The organism is Paraburkholderia sp. UCT2, from assembly GCF_014397665.1.
Taxonomy (GTDB): domain Bacteria; phylum Pseudomonadota; class Gammaproteobacteria; order Burkholderiales; family Burkholderiaceae; genus Paraburkholderia; species Paraburkholderia tuberum.
Genome location: NZ_VZQO01000008.1, coordinates 12,931 through 29,877, shown reverse-complemented (window position 1 = coordinate 29,877; position 16,947 = coordinate 12,931). Strand labels below are relative to the sequence as shown.

The following is a 16,947-nucleotide window of genomic DNA, read 5'->3' as shown; positions in this document are numbered from 1 at the left end:
GCCCGGCCCGATGGCCCGATGCAAAGCGCTTCCGGGTCCGCGTGAGGCTCGTTGCAAGCCAGGCGCGTCGCGCCGCTTAGTCGCGGAAGTTGTTGAAGTCGAGCGGCGTGTCGGTCACGTCCTTGCGCAGCATCGCGATCACGCTTTGCAGATCATCGCGCTTCGCACCGGTGATGCGCACCGCATCGCCCTGAATGCTCGCCTGCACCTTGATCTTGCTGTCCTTCACCAGACGCACGATTTTCTTCGACAGATCGCCCGAGACGCCCTTCTTGATCTTGATGACCTGCTTGACCTTGTCGCCGCCGATCTTCTCGATCTTGCCGTAGTCGAGGAAGCGCACGTCGACGTTGCGCTTGGCCATTTTCGACAGCAGCACGTCCTTCACCTGGCCGAGCTTGAAGTCGTCGTCGGCGTACGCGGTGATTTCGTTTTCCTTGTGTTCGACGCGCGCGTCGGACCCCTTGAAGTCGAAACGCGTCGAAATTTCCTTGTTGGACTGCTCGATCGCGTTCTTGACTTCGATCATGTTCGCTTCGCAGACGACGTCAAACGATGGCATTGCTTTCTCCCAATAGTGCGGCAGTGCGCGACACAGCCGGTCGGCTGAGCGCGAGGCACTCGCTATAATCACGGACCGGACGTCATTTTACCGACGCCGCTCTCTTTTGCCCAAGGCCGCCGCGCGGCGTCGCGACGGCGGGCGATCCCGCGTCGGGCGGCGCCGCTCGTGTCGTCAGGCGCGTCATTGGTTGTTTTTCGTCGATTCCTGTTGCTTCCCGTCGTTGCCCTGTTGCCATTCCGATGTCCCAATCCGCTCTTGCCGCTCCCGCCGTCGCGTCCCTCATGGCCGGCTATCCACTGAAGGCCCACAACACGTTCGGCTTCGACGTGCGCGCGCAGTTAGCGTGCCTGGTCGAGCGTGAGGAACAGTTGCTCGCCGCGGTGCGCGATCCGCGCGTCGAGGGCCTGCCGCGCCTCGTGCTGGGCGGTGGCAGCAACGTCATGCTGACCGGCGACTTCGCCGGGCTCGTGCTGCTGGTGGCGCTGCGCGGGCGCCGCGTGGTGCGCGAGGATCAGGATGCGTGGTATGTCGAGGCGGCCGGCGGCGAGCCGTGGCACGAGTTCGTCGCGTGGACGTTGGCGCAGGGCATGCCCGGCCTCGAGAATCTCGCGCTGATTCCTGGCACGGTCGGCGCGGCGCCAATCCAGAACATCGGCGCGTACGGGCTCGAAATGTGCGAACGCTTCGCGTCGCTGCGGGCGATCGAGCTCGCGACCGGCGAGGCCGTCGAACTCGACGGCGATGCGTGCCGGTTCGGCTACCGCGACAGCTTTTTCAAGCGGGAAGGGCGCGAGCGCTTCGTGATTACGTCGGTGACATTCCGTTTGCCGAAGGCGTGGCAGCCGCGCGCGGGCTACGCGGATCTCGCGCGCGAGCTGGCGGCGCGCGGTCATGCGGCGAGCGCTGGCCAAGCCGAGGGGGCGGCCGCGCAGCCGACCGCGCAAGCCATTTTCGATGCGGTCGTCGCCGTGCGGCGTGCGAAGCTGCCCGATCCGCTCGAACTGGGCAACGCGGGGAGCTTCTTCAAGAATCCGGTAATCGATGCCGCCCAGTTCGAGGCGCTGAAGCGTCGCGAGCCGGAAGTCGTGTCGCATGTGCAAGCGGATGGGCGGGTGAAGCTGGCGGCCGGCTGGCTGATCGACCGATGCGGCTGGAAGGGTCGCGCGATGGGCGCGGCGGCCGTGCATGAGCGACAGGCGCTGGTGCTGGTGAATCGCGGTGGCGCGAGCGGCACGGAAGTGTTGGCGCTGGCACGGGCGATCCAGCACGACGTGTTCGAGCGATTCGGCGTGGAACTGGAGGCGGAGCCAGTTTGCCTGTGAGCGGCAGTTCTCTCTTTTCGCGCTGAACTGCCCGCGGAGCGTCGCCGCCGACGAATGCAAAAGGCGCCGGGAGTTTCCTCCCGGCGCCTTTTTTGTGCCCGCGGTTCCGGCGCGTGTATGGACCAGCGGCTCGCTCAGTGATTGAGCTTGCCGAGCAGCAGGTATTCCATCAACGCCTTCTGCACGTGCAGACGGTTTTCCGCCTCATCCCACACGACGCTCTGCGCTCCGTCGATCACTTCCGCGCTGACTTCTTCGCCGCGATGCGCGGGCAGGCAGTGCATGAAGAGCGCGTCGGGATTCGCGCGCGCCATCATGTCGGCGTCGACGCACCAGTCTGCGAAGGCCTTCTTGCGCGCTTCGTTCTCGGCCTCGAAGCCCATGCTGGTCCACACGTCGGTGGTGACGAGATCGGCGCCCGTGCAGGCTTCGTTCGGGTCGTCGAATTCCTCGTAGAACGACGCGCTTTCTGCCGCGACGAGCGCGCGGTCGAGCTTGTAGCCGGGCGGCGTGGACAGGCGCAGCCTGAAGCCGAGAATCTGCGCGGCTTCGATCCACGTGTACAGCATGTTATTCGCGTCGCCGACCCACGCGACCGTCTTGTCGCGAATTGGACCGCGATGCTCGAAGTACGTGAAGATGTCTGCGAGCACCTGACACGGGTGGTATTCGTTCGTGAGCCCGTTGATCACCGGCACGCGCGAATTCTCGGCGAAGCGCTGGATGATGTCCTGGCCGAACGTGCGGATCATGATGATGTCGACCATGCGCGAGATGACCTGCGCGGCGTCTTCGATCGGCTCGCCGCGGCCGAGCTGCGTGTCGCGCGTGCTCATGAACACGGCGTGGCCGCCCAGCTGGAAGATGCCGGCCTCGAACGACAGGCGCGTGCGTGTCGAATTCTTTTCGAAGATCATCGCCAGCGTGCGGTCATGCAGCGGGTGATAGGTCTCGTAGTTCTTGAATTTTCGTTTCAGGATGCGCGCGCGCTCCAGCACGTACTCGTAGTCTTCCAGCGAGAAGTCCTTGAACTGCAGGTAGTGGCGAATTTTCTTGGCGGTCATGAAACAAATACGGCGGTCTCACCCGGCAGGGTTGCCGGACTGCGCCGCCGTCGGTTTGGTGGTAACTCCATGCAGCATAAAGGATTTCGCCTCGTTTGACGAGTCGGCGGGAAGGCGCCGCAAGCGATTCGAAAGCGTCGTATCGGGCTTCGCGGGGTCATCGGAAGGCGCTTGTGTGCGCTGCGGAAAAGGGCCCGCTGCGCTATAATCTGCGGGTTATCCCAAAGCCCAGCAGGCCGGCGTTTCGCATGAAGAAACGCGGCTCGCGCGGCGCGGAAAGCCTGTCACGGCGTGGCCGTCATGACAGACGCCAGAGCGGTTCAGCCGGTTCGCCGCAGCGGTTCTCGTGGTGCGGTTCGTCATTGTTGCGTTAGCGCCAGATCCCACGCACGTCGCAGGTGGCTGCAAGCGCTTGCCGTACATGCCGCTTGCGGTGAGTTCGAGCGTACAACTGGCGTCGCCGGTTGGTCGTCATTCCGCTGGGCAGTCACACAGGTATTTCTACATGGCCGAAGCAGCTCCAATCGAATATTTCATTCAGGGCATTACGTCGACCGGAAAAAGATTTCGGCCGAGCGACTGGTCGGAGCGGCTCGCGGGCGTCATGTCGTCGTTCGGGCCCGGCGTGAGGAAGGGGCCGAACGCCTATATGCAGTACTCGCTGTACGTGCGGCCGACCATGATCGGCGACCTCAAATGCGTGATTCTCGATTCGCGGCTGCGCGACATCGAACCAATGGCCTTCGATTTCGTTATGAACTTCGCGAAAGACAACGACCTGCTGGTCACCGAGGCGTGTGAACTGGAACTCGAGCATGCGCCTGCGCCGCAAGCCAAACGGCACGTCATCTGATGTAAGTCGACCGGATCGGCAAAAGCAAAAAAACAAAAACCCGCAAGCAGCGGGTTTTTTTGTGGCTGGCAATTCAACCAAAACAAAAAAGCCCGCCAAAGCGGGCTTCTTGTGCAGCGGAAACAGGAGGTAGCCCGCCGAAGCGGGCCGACCGGAATTACTGCGCTGCGGGCGCTTGCAGACCCTTGACGGCTGCAGCGAGGCGGCTCTTGTTGCGAGCTGCCTTGTTCTTGTGAACGATGTTCTTGTCGGCGATGATGTCGATGGTCTTCGACGATGCCTTGAAGATTTCGGCGGCCTTAGCGTGATCGCCTGCGTCGATTGCCTTGCGGACAGCCTTGATAGCCGTGCGGAACTTCGAGCGCAGTGCCGAGTTGTGCGAGTTTGCCTTCGCGGCCTGGCGGGCGCGCTTGCGTGCTTGTGCGGAGTTAGCCATGACGGTTCCTTATCCTGTTCCTGTTTCCAGTACCCGGCCTTCAATAATGAGGCGAGGTGCTGCTTCTCGATCCGAACCCTTGGAAGCGATTGCCCAAGGGCGCAAAAGTGTCGAAAAAATCGATCGAACTACGCGAAGGCAGGCCCGTGTTTCAAGGCATCCGGATGTATTGACAGGCGGCGCTGCGCCAACCTGAGAACCGCGTCCGAAGACCATTCGAAAACTGAGCAAGCTTCGAAACCGACGATTATAGCAACAAAATCAGGCACGTGACAACGGAAAACACGCGCCGGCGCCACAATGACCGGAGCGGCGTCATGTCGGCGCGTATGTGCTGGCCCTCCTGCGAGGGCACCGATGGAAGGCGGGGCGCTGCCGGGAAGACCGCAGAAAACACAAAAAATCGCGCTTTCCAGCCGATCGCGGCGAACGTCCGCGTGGCAAATCGGTCCGAATCGCGTTCTGGCTCGTCGCCCGCATTGGCGGGACCCGTATAATAAGCGCCCCATGAATCTATTACGAGCCCTGCTGACGGTCAGCGGCTTCACGCTGCTGTCGCGCGTGACCGGACTGGCCCGTGAAACGTTGATCGCCCGTGCGTTCGGCGCCAGTCAATACACCGACGCTTTCTACGTCGCCTTTCGCATTCCGAACCTGCTGCGTCGCATTTCCGCCGAAGGCGCGTTCTCGCAGGCCTTCGTGCCGATCCTCGCGGAGTTCAAGAACCAGCAAGGCCACGACGCCACCAAGGCGCTCGTCGACGCGACCTCGACCGTGCTCGCGTGGGCGCTCGCCGTGCTGTCAGTGATCGGCGTGGTCGGCGCGTCGGGCGTCGTGTTCGTCGTCGCGTCGGGCCTCGCGCACGAGGGCCACGCGTACCAGCTTGCGGTCGCGATGACGCGCATCATGTTCCCATACATCATTTTCATCTCGCTGACGTCGCTGGCGTCGGGCGTGCTGAATACGTACAAGAACTTTTCGTTGCCCGCGTTCGCGCCCGTGCTGCTGAACGTCGCGTTCATCGTCTCCGCCGTATTCCTCGCGCCGCGCCTGCGAACGCCGGTCTATGCGCTCGCCTGGGCAGTGATCGTCGGCGGCGTGCTGCAATTCGTCGTGCAGCTGCCGGGCCTCAAGAAGATCGACATGGTGCCGCTCATCGGCCTGAACCCGCTGCGCGCGCTCGCGCATCGCGGCGTAAAGCGGGTGCTCGCGAAGATGGTGCCGGCGATGTTCGCGGTGTCGGTCGCGCAGATCAGCCTGATCATCAACACCAACATCGCGTCGCACATCGGCCCCGGCGCGGTGTCGTGGATCAACTACGCCGACCGGCTGATGGAGTTTCCGACCGCGCTGCTCGGCGTCGCGCTGGGCACGATCCTGCTGCCGAGCCTGTCGAAGGCGCACGTCGATGCCGACTCGCATGAGTATTCGTCGCTGCTCGACTGGGGCCTGCGCGTCACGTTCCTGCTCGCCGCGCCGAGCGCGATCGCGCTGTTCTTTTTCGCCCAGCCGCTGACAGCGGTGCTGTTCAACTACGGCAAGTTCGACGGCAATGCGGTCGTGATGGTGAGCCGCGCGCTCGCCGCCTACGGAGTCGGCCTGATCGGCCTGATCCTGATCAAGATCCTCGCGCCGGGCTTTTACGCGAAGCAGGACATCAAGACGCCAGTGAAGATCGGCATCGGCGTGCTGGTCGTCACGCAGTTGAGCAACTACGTGTTCGTGCCGGTGTTCGCGCATGCGGGTCTCACGCTGAGCGTAGGGCTCGGCGCTTGCGTCAATGCGTTGCTGCTATTCATTGGTCTGCGCAAACGTGGCATTTATATGCCGTCGAGCGGCTGGCTCAAGTTTTTCGTGCAGTTGCTCGGGGCGTGCCTCGTGCTCGCCGGCGTGATGCGCTGGCTCGCGATCAGCTTCGACTGGATCGGCATGCATACCCAGCCGGTCAGCCGCATGGTGTTGCTCGGTGCGTGTCTCGTGCTGTTCGCCGCGCTGTATTTCGGTATGCTTTGGCTGATGGGCTTCAAGTACGCGTATTTCAGAAGGCGAGTGAAGTGATCACCATGTCGCGGGTTCTCGATTATTTCAGTACGCTCGTCGCCGAAGACGAGAGCCTGCCGCTGACCGAGACGGCGCTCTCGATCGCGCAGGATGCCTATCCCGACCTCGATCTGCAGTCGGTGCTCGCCGAGATCGACGAGCTGGTGCTGCGGCTGCGGCGCCGCATGCCCGACGATGCCGACATCCGTCAGAAGGTTGGCATCCTCAACCGTTTCTTTTTCCGCGAACTCGGTTTCGCGAGCAACCTGAACGATTACTACGACCCCGACAACAGCCATCTGAACGTCGTACTCAAACGTCGCCGCGGCATTCCGATTTCGCTCGCGGTGCTCTATCTGGAGATGGCCGAGCAATTCGGCGTTCCGGTGCGTGGGGTGTCGTTTCCAGGCCACTTCCTGCTGCGCGTGACGATGCCCGACGGCGACGTGATGCTCGATCCGACCACCGGTCATTCGCTGTCCGAAGCGCAGATGGTCGAGATGCTCGAGCCGTACGTCGCGTCGGCTGGCGATTCGGTCGGTCGCGCGCTACGCATGCTGCTGCAACCGGCCACGCATCGCGAGATCGTCGCGCGGATGTTGCGCAACCTGAAGGCGATCTATCTGCAGACCGAGCGTTGGCAACGTCTGCTCGCGGTGCAGCAACGGCTCGTCATTCTGCTGCCGGACAATATCGAGGAAGTGCGGGATCGCGGTTTCGCGTATGCGCGGCTCGATTATCTACGGCCCGCGCTCGAGGACCTCGAAAGCTATCTCGGCGATCGCCCCGATGCGGAAGATGCCACCGTGGTCGAGTCGCAGTTGCATGAATTGCGGCAGCGCACGCGGCATGACGGCGGCGAATAGCGACGCGCGTTTTCACGCTGCATAAAACACAAACGCCTGCACATGTCGCACATGCACAGGCGTTTTTTTATCGCCGTATGCAGGCCTTGGCCTAGCATCGGCGACCAGATCGATCGCTAAGCGATCCTCACTTCGGCTGCATGCGGATCGCGCCGTCCAGTCGAATCACCTCGCCGTTCAGCATCGGATTGTCGAAGATCTGCTTGGCGAGCATCGCGTATTCGGCCGGTTTGCCAAGGCGCGGCGGGAACGGCACCATCGCACCGAGCGCGTCCTGCACTTCCTGCGGCATGCCGAGCAGCATCGGCGTTTCGAAGAGGCCGGGGGCGATCGTCATCACGCGGATCGCGTTGCGCGACAGGTCTCGCGCGATCGGCAGCGTCATACCGACCACGCCAGCCTTCGACGCGGAGTAGGCCGCCTGGCCGATCTGGCCGTCGAACGCGGCGACCGATGCGGTGTTGATGATCACGCCGCGCTCGCCGTTGGCGTTCGGCTCGTTCTTCGACATTTGCACCGCGGCGAGCCGGATCATGTTGAACGTGCCGATCAGATTGATCGAGATCGTGCGCGTGAACAGATCGAGCGAATGGGGGCCATCCTTGCCGACGGTCTTCGCGGCCGGTGCGACGCCCGCGCAGTTGACGAGACCGCGCAGCGTACCGAGCTTCGTCGCGGCTTCGACGGCCTGTTGCGCGTCCTGTTCCCGGCTCACGTCGCATTTGACGAAAGCGCCGCCGAGTTCCTTTGCGAGCGCCTCGCCCGCGTCCAGATTCAGGTCGGCGAGGACGACTTTGCCGCCGTTCTCGACGAGCAGGCGCGCGGTGGCAGCGCCGAGCCCTGATGCGCCGCCGGTGATCAGGAACACGTTGTCACGAATTTCCATGTCTTCTCCTTTGCTACGGTTGTTCAGTGCGGTCTCGAGCGAAGCATTTTTCGACGACGATCGATTGTAGCGGCTGTGCTGCGCTGCGGAAAGCGGAGCGGGCGGCGGCATGCAAGCGCTATGGAAACCTAACTGGTTCCGCTGGGCGTTCCCCACCGCTTGCCGCTTTTGGTTTGCACCGAGCCAAATAAAAAACCCGCCCAACGTGGGCGGGTTTTGGTCAAACGAAAACAGCGGTAATGTTTGGACCAAGCCGGCTTACTTCAGCGCGTCGAACGCGCGGGCGCGAATTTCATCGACGCTGCCGAGGCCCGAAATGCGGCGATATTGGGGCGCCTTCACCGAGCTCGACGTATCGCCGTTCTTCGCCCAGCCGTTGTAGTACTCGATCAGCGGCTTGGTTTGCGATTCGTACACTTCCAGACGCTTCTTGACCGTTTCTTCCTTGTCGTCGTCGCGCTGGATCAGCGGCTCGCCGGTCACGTCGTCGATGCCCTCGACCTTCGGCGGATTGAACGTCACGTGATAGGTGCGGCCCGACGCGGGGTGCGAGCGACGGCCGCTCATGCGCACGATGATCTCGTCGAACGGCACGTCGATTTCGAGCACGTAGTCGATCGCGACACCGGCCTGCTTCATTGCTTCGGCTTGCGGAATCGTGCGCGGGAAGCCGTCGAACAGATAGCCGTTCGCGCAGTCCGGCTGCCGGAGACGTTCCTTCACGAGGTTGATGATCAGCTCATCCGTGACGAGCTCGCCGGCGTCCATGAAGCGCTTTGCTTCGAGGCCGAGCGGCGTGCCGGCCTTGACGGCCGCGCGCAGCATGTCGCCGGTCGAAATTTGCGGGATGCCGAACTTTTCCTTGATGAAGTTGGCCTGAGTGCCTTTGCCGGCACCCGGTGCACCCAACAGGATCAAACGCATGGATATCTCCAGATCTATGTGAATTCTTTGTTGACGCGGCATGCTTCCCGGCGATTCTGGCAGGTTCCGCATCGGCTACCGTTGGCTACCTCGCGCTGCACATCGAATACGACGGCGCTGCAAGATCCGCACGGCGCGGCCGGGATAACCCGAGTGTCGCCTGCGCTGGGAGGCGCGCATAAGCGTTCGATTATGCCACGGCTTCCCGCGCTCAAGACCCGAATAAGGCCCGTACGCGCGCGAGATCGGCGGGGGTATCGACCCCCGCCAACGGTACGTCTTGCGTGACGAGGACCGCGATGCGCTCGCCATGCCACATCGCGCGCAGTTGTTCGAGCGCTTCGACCTGCTCGATCGGCGAGATCGCGAGGCTCGGGTACGTGCGCAGAAATTTCGCGCGATACGCGTACAGGCCGATGTGCCGGTATACGACGGCGGGCGCGGCCGGCGTCGGCATCGACGCGACGTTGGGCCAGTGCGGTTGCCATGCGTCGCGCGCCCACGGGATCGGCGCGCGCGAGAAATACAGCGCGACGCCGCGCGCATCGGGCACGACCTTGACGACATTCGGATTGAAAATTTCGGCGGGATCGGTGATCGGATGCGCGGCCGTCGCGATCGCGCAGTCGCTCGTCGTTGCCAGATGCGCGGCGACGCCGCGCACGAGCGCCGGGTCGATCAGCGGCTCGTCGCCCTGCACGTTGACGACGATCGTGTCGTCGCTCCAGCCGAAACGCGTTGCCACTTCCGCGAGACGGTCGGTGCCCGACGGATGGTCGGCGCGCGTGAGTACCGCGTCGAAGCCGTGGTCTCGCGCCGCGTCGAGCACTTCCTGCGCGTCCGACGCGACCAGCACCTGTTGCGCGCCCGATTCGCGCGCGCGCTCCGCGACGCGCACGACCATCGGTTTGCCGCCGATGTCCGCGAGCGGCTTGTTGGGCAGACGCGTCGATGCGAGGCGGGCCGGCACGACGGCGATAAACGGATGAGGGGTGGTGTGGATCATCGGATCAGGAACGGGCGGCGATCAGGCCGGAGGAAGAGGCTGCGCGCGCGACGCTCACGCAGGGTCGGACATGAGCCGGAGCGGCGAAAACGGCTGCGGATCGATATTGGAGCGCATGCGGGGAGGGGGCGGTAGCATCGATGAAGCCTGCCTCGACCCGCGCGCGAGCGAGACGACGCGACGCCTCGCGCTGCAGTGGCGCTGCGGGTCAGGCGACCGAGCCTGGATTCAGATCGACCGGCGTGCCTTCGACGGTCTGCCGCGCTTCGTCGACGAGCATCACGGGAATGCCGTCGCGGATCGGATAGGCGAGCTTGTCCGCGTTGCAGATCAGTTCCTGCGCGGCGCGGTCGTAGCTGAGCGGGCCCTTGCAGATCGGGCAGACGAGGATTTCAAGCAGGCGAGCGTCCACGGACTTTCTCCACAACTAATGCAGTGAGGCGGTGATCAAGCGCGGCTTCGACCGGGACTACCCAGATGCGCGCGTCGTGCCAGGCCCCCAATTTTACCGCATCCTTTTCCGTAATCAGGATCGCGTCGGCGTCGACGTCGGTGAACGGATTGCGCTCGAACGCGTAGTGGTCGGGCAGCGCGCGCGTCGTGGGCGCGAGGCCGGCCGCGCGCACTGTCGCGAAAAAGCGTTCCGGCGCGCCGATGCCGGCCGCGGCCAGCACGCGTTGACCGGCGAATTGCGCAAGCGGGCGGCGCAGTGCGGGATTGTCGAGATGCCACGCGTCGGCAGGGGCGAGCTGCAGTGCGAACGTGTTCGGCCACGCGGGCAGCGTGCGCGCATACGGATCGTTGATCAGCGTCGCGTCGCGGCGTCGCGACAGCGGCTCGCGCAGCGGCCCGGCCGGTAGCAGGAAACCGTTGCCGCCGAGCCGGTGATCGAACACGACGAGTTCGACATCGCGCGCGAGGCGATAGTGCTGCAAGCCGTCGTCGCTGACGATCACGTCGACGTCGCGATGCGCGGCGCACAGCGCCTGCGCGGCGACGACGCGGTCCGGACAGACCCACACGGGTGCGCCGGTGCGGCGCGCGATCAGCAACGGCTCGTCTCCGCCGACCCGTGCCGACGAACCGGGCGTGACCTGGGTCGGGGTGCTCACGCGCGCGCCGTAGCCGCGCGACACGATGCCGGGCGTTAAGCCCGCGGCGCGCAACGCTTCGACGAGCGCGATGACGGTCGGCGTCTTGCCGGTGCCCCCGACCGTCACGTTGCCGACCACCACCACCGGCACGCCGACGCGCACCGATTTCAGCCAGCCGAGCGAAAACGCGGCGCGGCGCGCGGCCGCGACTGCGCCGAACACGCAGGCGAGCGGCGTCAGCGCCCAGGCGAGCGGTCCACGTTGCTGCCATTCGCGCGAGAGGCGCGCTCCGAGACGGTCGCTGAGTTCGCTCATGGGCGGGTTGCGAGCACGGACTGCGCGCCGTGCGCACTACGCGGGGTCAACATCAACGCGGTTCTCCGGGCAATCGAATGCGAATACGGGTCGAAAAATGAGGTGCGAGCGGCGCGGTGAAAGAGCCCGCGCCCAGTGGCCTCGGGCCGGGCAAGCTCTCCGCCGCGCTGCGCGATCGACATACCGTCGAACCCGGCACTGTAGCGCGCGGGCGTCCCGCCCGGCAAGTCGCGTAAGGTCCAACGCACGCCGCTCCACGCTATGTGCGGTTGCTCACAGTCTGTGGATAACTTTGTGGAGAACCTGCTGTCCGATCGTCCCGAAGGGCCATTCCGTGCGCTTTGGATCGTAGTACTCGCTCGCTATCGAGATGCAAACGCCATATAAATCAAGGCTCTGCCAGGAATTTATTGACGTTGGCGGGCGTTCTGGCGGAATTCGTCAGGCGGTTCCCGCCATGTGGACACTTTTAACAATCCTGCGATTCCGGCTGGACGCCGCTCTTCGCTCGGTCTATCGTCTGTCCGGCCAGCGCTATTTATTCCTTGCATGAACCCCGAAAATCCTTTTGCTTCTGCGGCCGCACCAGGCGGTGAGGTCGTCGTTCCCGTCTCCGCGCTCAATCGCGCGATCGGCACGATGCTCGAACGCTCGTTTCCACTCGTTTGGGTCGCGGGTGAAGTGTCGAACTTCACGCGCGCCGCGAGCGGCCATTGGTACTTCTCGATCAAGGACGCGCAGGCGCAGATGCGCTGCGTGATGTTCCGCGGTCGAGCTCAGTACGCCGAATTCATGCCGCGCGAAGGCGATCGCATCGAAGTGCGCGCCCTCGTCACGATGTACGAGCCGCGCGGCGAACTGCAGCTAAATGTCGAAGCGGTGCGCCGCACCGGCCAGGGGCGTCTGTACGAAGCGTTTCTGCGGTTGAAGGCGCAACTCGAGGCCGAGGGGCTGTTCGCCGCCGAGCGCAAGCGCGCGCTGCCGACGCATCCGCGCGCGATCGGTATCGTCACGTCGTTGCAGGCGGCCGCATTGCGCGATGTGCTGACGACGCTGTCGCGTCGCGCGCCGCATATTCCGGTGATCGTTTATCCGGCGCCGGTGCAGGGCGCGGGCGTCAGCGCGAAGCTCGCGGCGATGGTCGAGGCGGCTGGCGCGCGCCGCGAGGTCGACGTGCTGATCGTGTGTCGCGGCGGCGGCTCGATCGAAGATCTGTGGGCGTTCAACGAAGAAGTGCTCGCGCGCGCGATTGCGGAAAGCGTCATACCCGTGGTGAGCGGCGTCGGTCACGAGACCGATTTCACGATTGCCGATTTCGCCGCCGACGTACGCGCACCGACGCCGACCGGTGCCGCCGAACTCGTCAGTCCACAGCGCGTCATGCTGCTGCGCGAACTTGATCATCGGCACGCGACGCTCGCGCGCGCGTTCGGCCGCATGATGGAGCGGCGCGCGCAGCAGCTCGACTGGCTGGCGCGCCGGCTCGTGTCGCCCGCCGAGCGGCTCGCTCGGCAGCGCACGCATCTGCAGCAGTTGCGCGTTCGGCTCGCGTCGGCGGGCGCGCGGCCGGTGCGCGACGCTCGTGCGCGATTTTCGCTGCTGCAGATGCGCTGGCAACGCTGGCGTCCGGATTTCGCGGCCGAGCGCACGCGCGTCAACGTGCTGGCGCAGCGTCTGAATGCGGCGCTATCGCGCCGGCATGAACGACAGGTCGCGCGCATCGACATGCTCAGCGCGCGACTCGAAGTGCTGAGTCCACAGCGCACGCTCGAGCGCGGTTATGCGGCCGTGCTCGATGCGCAAAGCGGTCGGGCGATTCGCACGCCGTCGTCGCTGAAACCTGGACGTCGTCTGACGATGCATCTCGCCGAAGGCTCGGCCGATGTCGCGCTCGCCGACGTACAGGCGCGTCTGACCGACGGTTTCTGACGTTTCGCCGGTGGGCGCGTAGCGCCCGTTTACTGTCTTCCGACGAGCCGGGCACGCGCCATGCGCGCCCTTCTCAAGGGCCTTGCGCACGGCGTGTTCGACATGCCGGACATAAAGGCCGTTGGTTTGCGGGGTTATTCCAACTCGCCTACAATCGAGTGCTCGATAGCGTCATCCGCAGACTCCCCACAACAGATACAGAGAAGGAAAGCACCATGGAACATACGCTCCCGCCGCTGCCGTTTGCGAAAAACGCGCTCGCTCCGCACATGTCGGAAGAGACGCTCGAGTTTCACTATGGCAAGCATCACCAGACCTATGTGACCAACCTGAACAATCTGATCAAGGGCACCGAGTTCGAGAACCTGTCGCTGGAAGAGATCGTCAAGAAGTCGTCGGGCGGTATCTTCAACAATTCGGCTCAGGTGTGGAATCACACGTTTTTCTGGAACAGCCTGTCGCCGCAAGGTGGCGGCGCACCGACCGGCGCGCTGGCTGACGCCATCAACGCGAAGTGGGGTTCGTTCGACAAGTTCAAGGAAGAGTTTGCGAAGACCGCGGTCGGCACGTTCGGCTCGGGCTGGGCATGGCTCGTGAAGAAGGCTGATGGTTCGCTCGACCTCGTGTCGACGAGCAACGCCGCCACGCCGCTCACCACCGACGCGAAGGCTCTGCTGACGATCGACGTGTGGGAGCACGCTTACTACATCGACTATCGCAATGCGCGTCCGAAGTTCGTCGAGGCGTACTGGAACATCGTCAACTGGGACTTCGCAGCGAAAAATTTCGCTTGAGATTGCCGGTTGCAGCTCGCCGTCTGATGTCGTGATCCTTGCGGTCGCGATTGAAGATGGTAGCTAGAGACGAAAGCCCTCCATCGCGAGGGCTTTTTCTTTCTGGAGGCGATTGGAAGGGGAGGGATTGGTATTGCTTACACCGACGGATGCGCTTCTTACGCGCTTCTGAAACAAGTTTGTCACAGTTGGTAACTGCGGTTTGGCGGGGCGGGGCGCTAAGTGAAATTGCCCTGCGGCTAATCGTTGGGCCAGAATTCGTGGACATCTGTCGATGCCGATGAGCCCGGTCCCCGCCCGTCGACTTTGCCGAACTGGCGAGGGCGGGCGCTGGCGGCGGATGGTTCATATACTGGAAGTTCTGCGCGGTCGCGGGCTCGGGAAGGTCGTCGCGCCCGGTTGCTGGAGTACGACGTTCGGCGCGGCCGGCGTCGTGTCAATTGATTGCCAGCTCATCTACAAGCATTACTTGATATAACGTACCAATCGCCGCAGCGACTCGCCGCAAGGTCGAGGCCAGCCAGCCGGGCAAAAAACTTTCTGTAACTGAGCCGTAACCACGGAATTTCGCGATTAGCCTAACGTTTGAATTCCAATCCTCCGAAGTGCACCGCCATGATTTCCAGCAATAAAACGATCAGCCTGGCGATTCCCGCCGCCGTCATCGCGCTCGCGTTAGGCGGTTGCGCAGTGGCGCCCCCGAGCGGCCCGAGCATAGCCGCGATGCCGCGCAGCGGCGAGCCGCTCAGTCAGTTCCAGCAGAACGACTACGCGTGCCGCGACTACGCGAATCAATCGACGAATCCGTCCGGCGCTGCGCAGGCGGCCACCACGAACAGCGTGAACAGCGCGGCGCTCGGCACGCTCGGCGGCGCGGCGATCGGCGCGCTGTTCGGCGCCGCGGCGGGCAACGCCGGCGCGGGCGCGGCGATCGGCGCCGGCAGCGGTCTGCTGATCGGGGGCGCGAACGGCGCGAATGGCGCCCAGTATTCGGCGACAGGCATGCAGGCGCGCTACGACACCGCCTACGCCCAGTGCATGACCTCGAAGGGCGAGACGATTGTTCAGCCGCAGCCTTACTATTCGACGCAACCGGTGTACATCGCGCCCCGTCCTTATTACGCGCCGCCTCCGCCCGTCATGTACGCGCCTTATCCGGCTTACTGAGCGGTGATAGCTGAGGCCGGCCGGCTTGCTTGTCTTGCATTGTCGGCCGGTACTGCATTTCAAGTCCGAAGGACGGTTGGGCGGTAGCTTTTAGCGACGATCGTCGAATCCGTGCCGCTCCTTATTCCGCGCTGTCGGTTGATGCCGCTTTGCGCGGGCGACGGCTCCGGGACGCCGTTTTACGGGCTGCTGCCTTCCTGGCGGCCTCAGACCCTTCTTCCGAGTTGATTGCTGGAGGAGGGGGCGCGGCCGGCGCTGCGATCTCAGGTACTTCCTCGATCGTGCCTGGCGTGCTTTTCTTCACTTTCTTCGCGGCCGTTTTGCGCGATGCGCGCTTTTTGGCGCTCTGACGCTGTGCGGGTTGGTCGATGTCGGTGGAATGGTCGGTTTCCTGGCCGGAAACGACCTGTTCAGCGGCTGTATCCGCTTCCGCTGTTACAGCGCGAGCTTTGGACTCTTCAGCTATCGGTTCAGTGACGAACTCATGTGGGAGCGGCGCGTGTTCACGCGGTTCCTGCCGCTCGACCTCTTCGGCGGGTTCCGCGTGTTCGGTGAGAGCCGGAGCGGTAGCCGCATGCTCTTCATCAACCGTTTCGTGGTGACCGCGCTTGCCGTGCGCGGCCTCCTGCTGACCTCGCCCCAGCTTGCGGTTGTTGCGCTCCTTGCGCCGCGACTTGTGCTTGCCGCCCGACTCGGACGCGGCCGCTTGCGCAGCCTGCGCTTCATACGAATGTTCGGCCGCCTGTTCGGCCGATACCGCTTCAGCCGACCCCGTTTCGGCAGACTCCGCCGCGGTTTCGCCGATGGTTTCACTTGCCGCTTCACCCGCAACGTTCACGGCTGTGCTTCGATAGACGTACGCGCCTGACTTTTCATCGCGGCCGAATTCGAGCAGCCCGCGCGCCTGCGCTTCTTCCAGCAGATTGCCGAAGGCGCGAAACCCGTAATACGTCTCGTTGAAATCCGGTTTGCGCCGTTTGATCGCGTTCTTCAGCACGGACGCCCAGATCTTGCCGCTGTCGCCACGTTCGGAAGCGAGCGCGTCGAATGTCTGCACCGCAATTTCAACGGCCTTGCTGCGGCGCTTCTCCAGATCTTCCTTGGGCGGAGCCTTCTCTTCATCAGGCGCACGTTTGGCTGCCTGCTGGGTGTTCTGCTGCTGACGCGACGATTCGGGCCTCGCGACTGCGCGCTGACTTTCGCGTACAAGATCGTCGTAAAAGAAGAACTCGTCGCAATTCGCAATCAGCAGATCCGAGGTGGACTGTTGCACACCGACGCCGATCACCTGTTTGGCGTTCTCGCGCAGCTTCGACACGAGCGGCGAGAAATCCGAATCACCACTGATGATGACGAACGTATTGACGTGCGATTTCGTATAACAGAGATCGAGCGCATCGACGACGAGCCGGATGTCGGCGGAATTCTTGCCCGATTGGCGCACGTGCGGAATTTCGATCAACTCGAAATTGGCCTCGTGCATCGCGCCTTTGAAGCTCTTGTAACGATCCCAGTCGCAATACGCTTTCTTGACGACGATGCTGCCCTTCAGCAGCAGGCGCTCGAGCACCAGCTTGATGTCGAACTTGTCGTACTTCGCGTCGCGCACGCCAAGCGCGACATTCTCGAAGTCGCAGAACAGCGCCATGCTGACGTTTTCGTTGGATGACGCCATGTGTATCTCCA

Annotated in this window: 16 protein-coding genes; 7 read left to right on the top strand and 9 right to left on the bottom strand. The window is 63.6% G+C overall.

Annotated elements, in window-relative coordinates:
• Positions 1-76 precede the first annotated feature (76 nt).
• Entirely contained in the window at positions 77-562 is a 486-nt protein-coding gene (locus tag F6X39_RS08875) for a YajQ family cyclic di-GMP-binding protein (RefSeq protein ID WP_018421633.1), read from the bottom strand.
• A gap of 284 nt (positions 563-846) precedes the next feature.
• Between F6X39_RS08875 and murB the strand changes: the two genes are divergently transcribed.
• Positions 847-1,887: a UDP-N-acetylmuramate dehydrogenase gene (gene murB, locus F6X39_RS08870; protein WP_187616360.1), complete on the top strand. Its 1,041-nt coding sequence runs from the start codon at positions 847-849 to the stop codon at positions 1,885-1,887.
• Between the two features lie 134 nt (positions 1,888-2,021).
• Here murB and argF read toward each other — a convergent pair whose 3' ends face one another.
• Entirely contained in the window at positions 2,022-2,951 is a 930-nt protein-coding gene (argF, locus tag F6X39_RS08865; RefSeq protein WP_187616359.1) for an ornithine carbamoyltransferase, read from the bottom strand.
• 505 nt (positions 2,952-3,456) lie between these two features.
• On the opposite strand from argF, the gene F6X39_RS08860 reads away from it, so the two are divergent.
• Complete coding sequence (locus F6X39_RS08860) at positions 3,457-3,804, top strand: DUF3579 domain-containing protein (RefSeq protein ID WP_187616358.1); 348 nt, start codon at positions 3,457-3,459, stop codon at positions 3,802-3,804.
• 157 nt (positions 3,805-3,961) lie between these two features.
• On the opposite strand, the gene rpsT is transcribed toward F6X39_RS08860, so the two are convergent.
• Positions 3,962-4,240, bottom strand: coding sequence for a 30S ribosomal protein S20 (gene rpsT, locus F6X39_RS08855; RefSeq protein ID WP_027198671.1), 279 nt, complete (start codon positions 4,238-4,240; stop codon positions 3,962-3,964).
• A 507-nt stretch (positions 4,241-4,747) separates the two neighbouring features.
• On the opposite strand from rpsT, the gene murJ reads away from it, so the two are divergent.
• Together murJ and F6X39_RS08845 are read left to right on the top strand one after the other, a co-directional pair.
• Positions 4,748-6,298 carry a murein biosynthesis integral membrane protein MurJ gene (gene murJ / locus F6X39_RS08850; RefSeq protein ID WP_187616357.1) on the top strand — a complete coding sequence of 517 codons (1,551 nt, stop codon included), beginning with the start codon at positions 4,748-4,750 and terminating at the stop codon, positions 6,296-6,298.
• Positions 6,299-6,303: 5 nt separating this feature from the next.
• On the top strand, positions 6,304-7,146 hold the full coding sequence (locus F6X39_RS08845; protein ID WP_184023308.1) for a SirB1 family protein: 843 nt from the start codon (positions 6,304-6,306) through the stop codon (positions 7,144-7,146).
• A gap of 127 nt (positions 7,147-7,273) precedes the next feature.
• Here the strand turns inward: F6X39_RS08845 and F6X39_RS08840 are convergent, their stop codons facing one another.
• The 5 genes from F6X39_RS08840 to lpxK all read right to left on the bottom strand — a co-directional run bounded on the left by F6X39_RS08840 (position 7,274) and on the right by lpxK (position 11,371).
• The gene (locus F6X39_RS08840) at positions 7,274-8,032 is read right to left on the bottom strand and encodes a 3-hydroxyacyl-CoA dehydrogenase (RefSeq protein WP_187616356.1); all 759 of its coding nucleotides are present in this window, start codon (positions 8,030-8,032) and stop codon (positions 7,274-7,276) included.
• 258 nt (positions 8,033-8,290) lie between these two features.
• On the bottom strand, positions 8,291-8,956 hold the full coding sequence (gene adk / locus F6X39_RS08835) for an adenylate kinase (RefSeq protein WP_184058227.1): 666 nt from the start codon (positions 8,954-8,956) through the stop codon (positions 8,291-8,293).
• 211 nt (positions 8,957-9,167) lie between these two features.
• Positions 9,168-9,962, bottom strand: a complete 795-nt coding sequence (gene kdsB, locus F6X39_RS08830) for a 3-deoxy-manno-octulosonate cytidylyltransferase (protein WP_184023071.1) — start codon at positions 9,960-9,962, stop codon at positions 9,168-9,170.
• A 208-nt stretch (positions 9,963-10,170) separates the two neighbouring features.
• Positions 10,171-10,374, bottom strand: a complete 204-nt coding sequence (locus tag F6X39_RS08825; protein WP_007180583.1) for a Trm112 family protein — start codon at positions 10,372-10,374, stop codon at positions 10,171-10,173.
• A complete protein-coding gene (gene lpxK, locus F6X39_RS08820) occupies positions 10,355-11,371 on the bottom strand; it encodes a tetraacyldisaccharide 4'-kinase (RefSeq protein ID WP_184006398.1) in 1,017 nt (338 codons plus the stop codon). Before lpxK ends, F6X39_RS08825 begins: the two co-directional genes overlap by 20 nt.
• 549 nt (positions 11,372-11,920) lie before the next feature.
• Here lpxK and xseA point away from each other — a divergent pair.
• The 3 genes from xseA (at position 11,921) to F6X39_RS08805 (ending at position 15,261) form a co-directional block, all read left to right on the top strand.
• Entirely contained in the window at positions 11,921-13,300 is a 1,380-nt protein-coding gene (gene xseA / locus F6X39_RS08815; RefSeq protein ID WP_187616355.1) for an exodeoxyribonuclease VII large subunit, read from the top strand.
• A gap of 215 nt (positions 13,301-13,515) precedes the next feature.
• Complete coding sequence (gene sodB / locus F6X39_RS08810) at positions 13,516-14,094, top strand: superoxide dismutase [Fe] (RefSeq protein ID WP_013090345.1); 579 nt, start codon at positions 13,516-13,518, stop codon at positions 14,092-14,094.
• Between the two features lie 615 nt (positions 14,095-14,709).
• Positions 14,710-15,261, top strand: coding sequence for a glycine zipper family protein (locus tag F6X39_RS08805; RefSeq protein ID WP_187616354.1), 552 nt, complete (start codon positions 14,710-14,712; stop codon positions 15,259-15,261).
• 121 nt (positions 15,262-15,382) lie between these two features.
• Here the strand turns inward: F6X39_RS08805 and F6X39_RS08800 are convergent, their stop codons facing one another.
• Positions 15,383-16,936 (bottom strand): NYN domain-containing protein, encoded by a 1,554-nt coding sequence (locus F6X39_RS08800; RefSeq protein ID WP_187616353.1) that lies wholly within the window; start codon positions 16,934-16,936, stop codon positions 15,383-15,385.
• Between the last annotated feature and the right edge of the window lie 11 nt (positions 16,937-16,947).

Coding starts and splice junctions, on each gene's coding strand:
- F6X39_RS08875 (WP_018421633.1), bottom strand. CDS start 562: ATGCCATCGTTTGACGTCGTCTGCGAAGCGAACATGATCGAAGTCAAG.
- murB (WP_187616360.1), top strand. CDS start 847: ATGGCCGGCTATCCACTGAAGGCCCACAACACGTTCGGCTTCGACGTG.
- argF (WP_187616359.1), bottom strand. CDS start 2,951: ATGACCGCCAAGAAAATTCGCCACTACCTGCAGTTCAAGGACTTCTCG.
- F6X39_RS08860 (WP_187616358.1), top strand. CDS start 3,457: ATGGCCGAAGCAGCTCCAATCGAATATTTCATTCAGGGCATTACGTCG.
- rpsT (WP_027198671.1), bottom strand. CDS start 4,240: ATGGCTAACTCCGCACAAGCACGCAAGCGCGCCCGCCAGGCCGCGAAG.
- murJ (WP_187616357.1), top strand. CDS start 4,748: ATGAATCTATTACGAGCCCTGCTGACGGTCAGCGGCTTCACGCTGCTG.
- F6X39_RS08845 (WP_184023308.1), top strand. CDS start 6,304: ATGTCGCGGGTTCTCGATTATTTCAGTACGCTCGTCGCCGAAGACGAG.
- F6X39_RS08840 (WP_187616356.1), bottom strand. CDS start 8,032: ATGGAAATTCGTGACAACGTGTTCCTGATCACCGGCGGCGCATCAGGG.
- adk (WP_184058227.1), bottom strand. CDS start 8,956: ATGCGTTTGATCCTGTTGGGTGCACCGGGTGCCGGCAAAGGCACTCAG.
- kdsB (WP_184023071.1), bottom strand. CDS start 9,962: ATGATCCACACCACCCCTCATCCGTTTATCGCCGTCGTGCCGGCCCGC.
- lpxK (WP_184006398.1), bottom strand. CDS start 11,371: ATGAGCGAACTCAGCGACCGTCTCGGAGCGCGCCTCTCGCGCGAATGG.
- xseA (WP_187616355.1), top strand. CDS start 11,921: ATGAACCCCGAAAATCCTTTTGCTTCTGCGGCCGCACCAGGCGGTGAG.
- sodB (WP_013090345.1), top strand. CDS start 13,516: ATGGAACATACGCTCCCGCCGCTGCCGTTTGCGAAAAACGCGCTCGCT.
- F6X39_RS08805 (WP_187616354.1), top strand. CDS start 14,710: ATGATTTCCAGCAATAAAACGATCAGCCTGGCGATTCCCGCCGCCGTC.
- F6X39_RS08800 (WP_187616353.1), bottom strand. CDS start 16,936: ATGGCGTCATCCAACGAAAACGTCAGCATGGCGCTGTTCTGCGACTTC.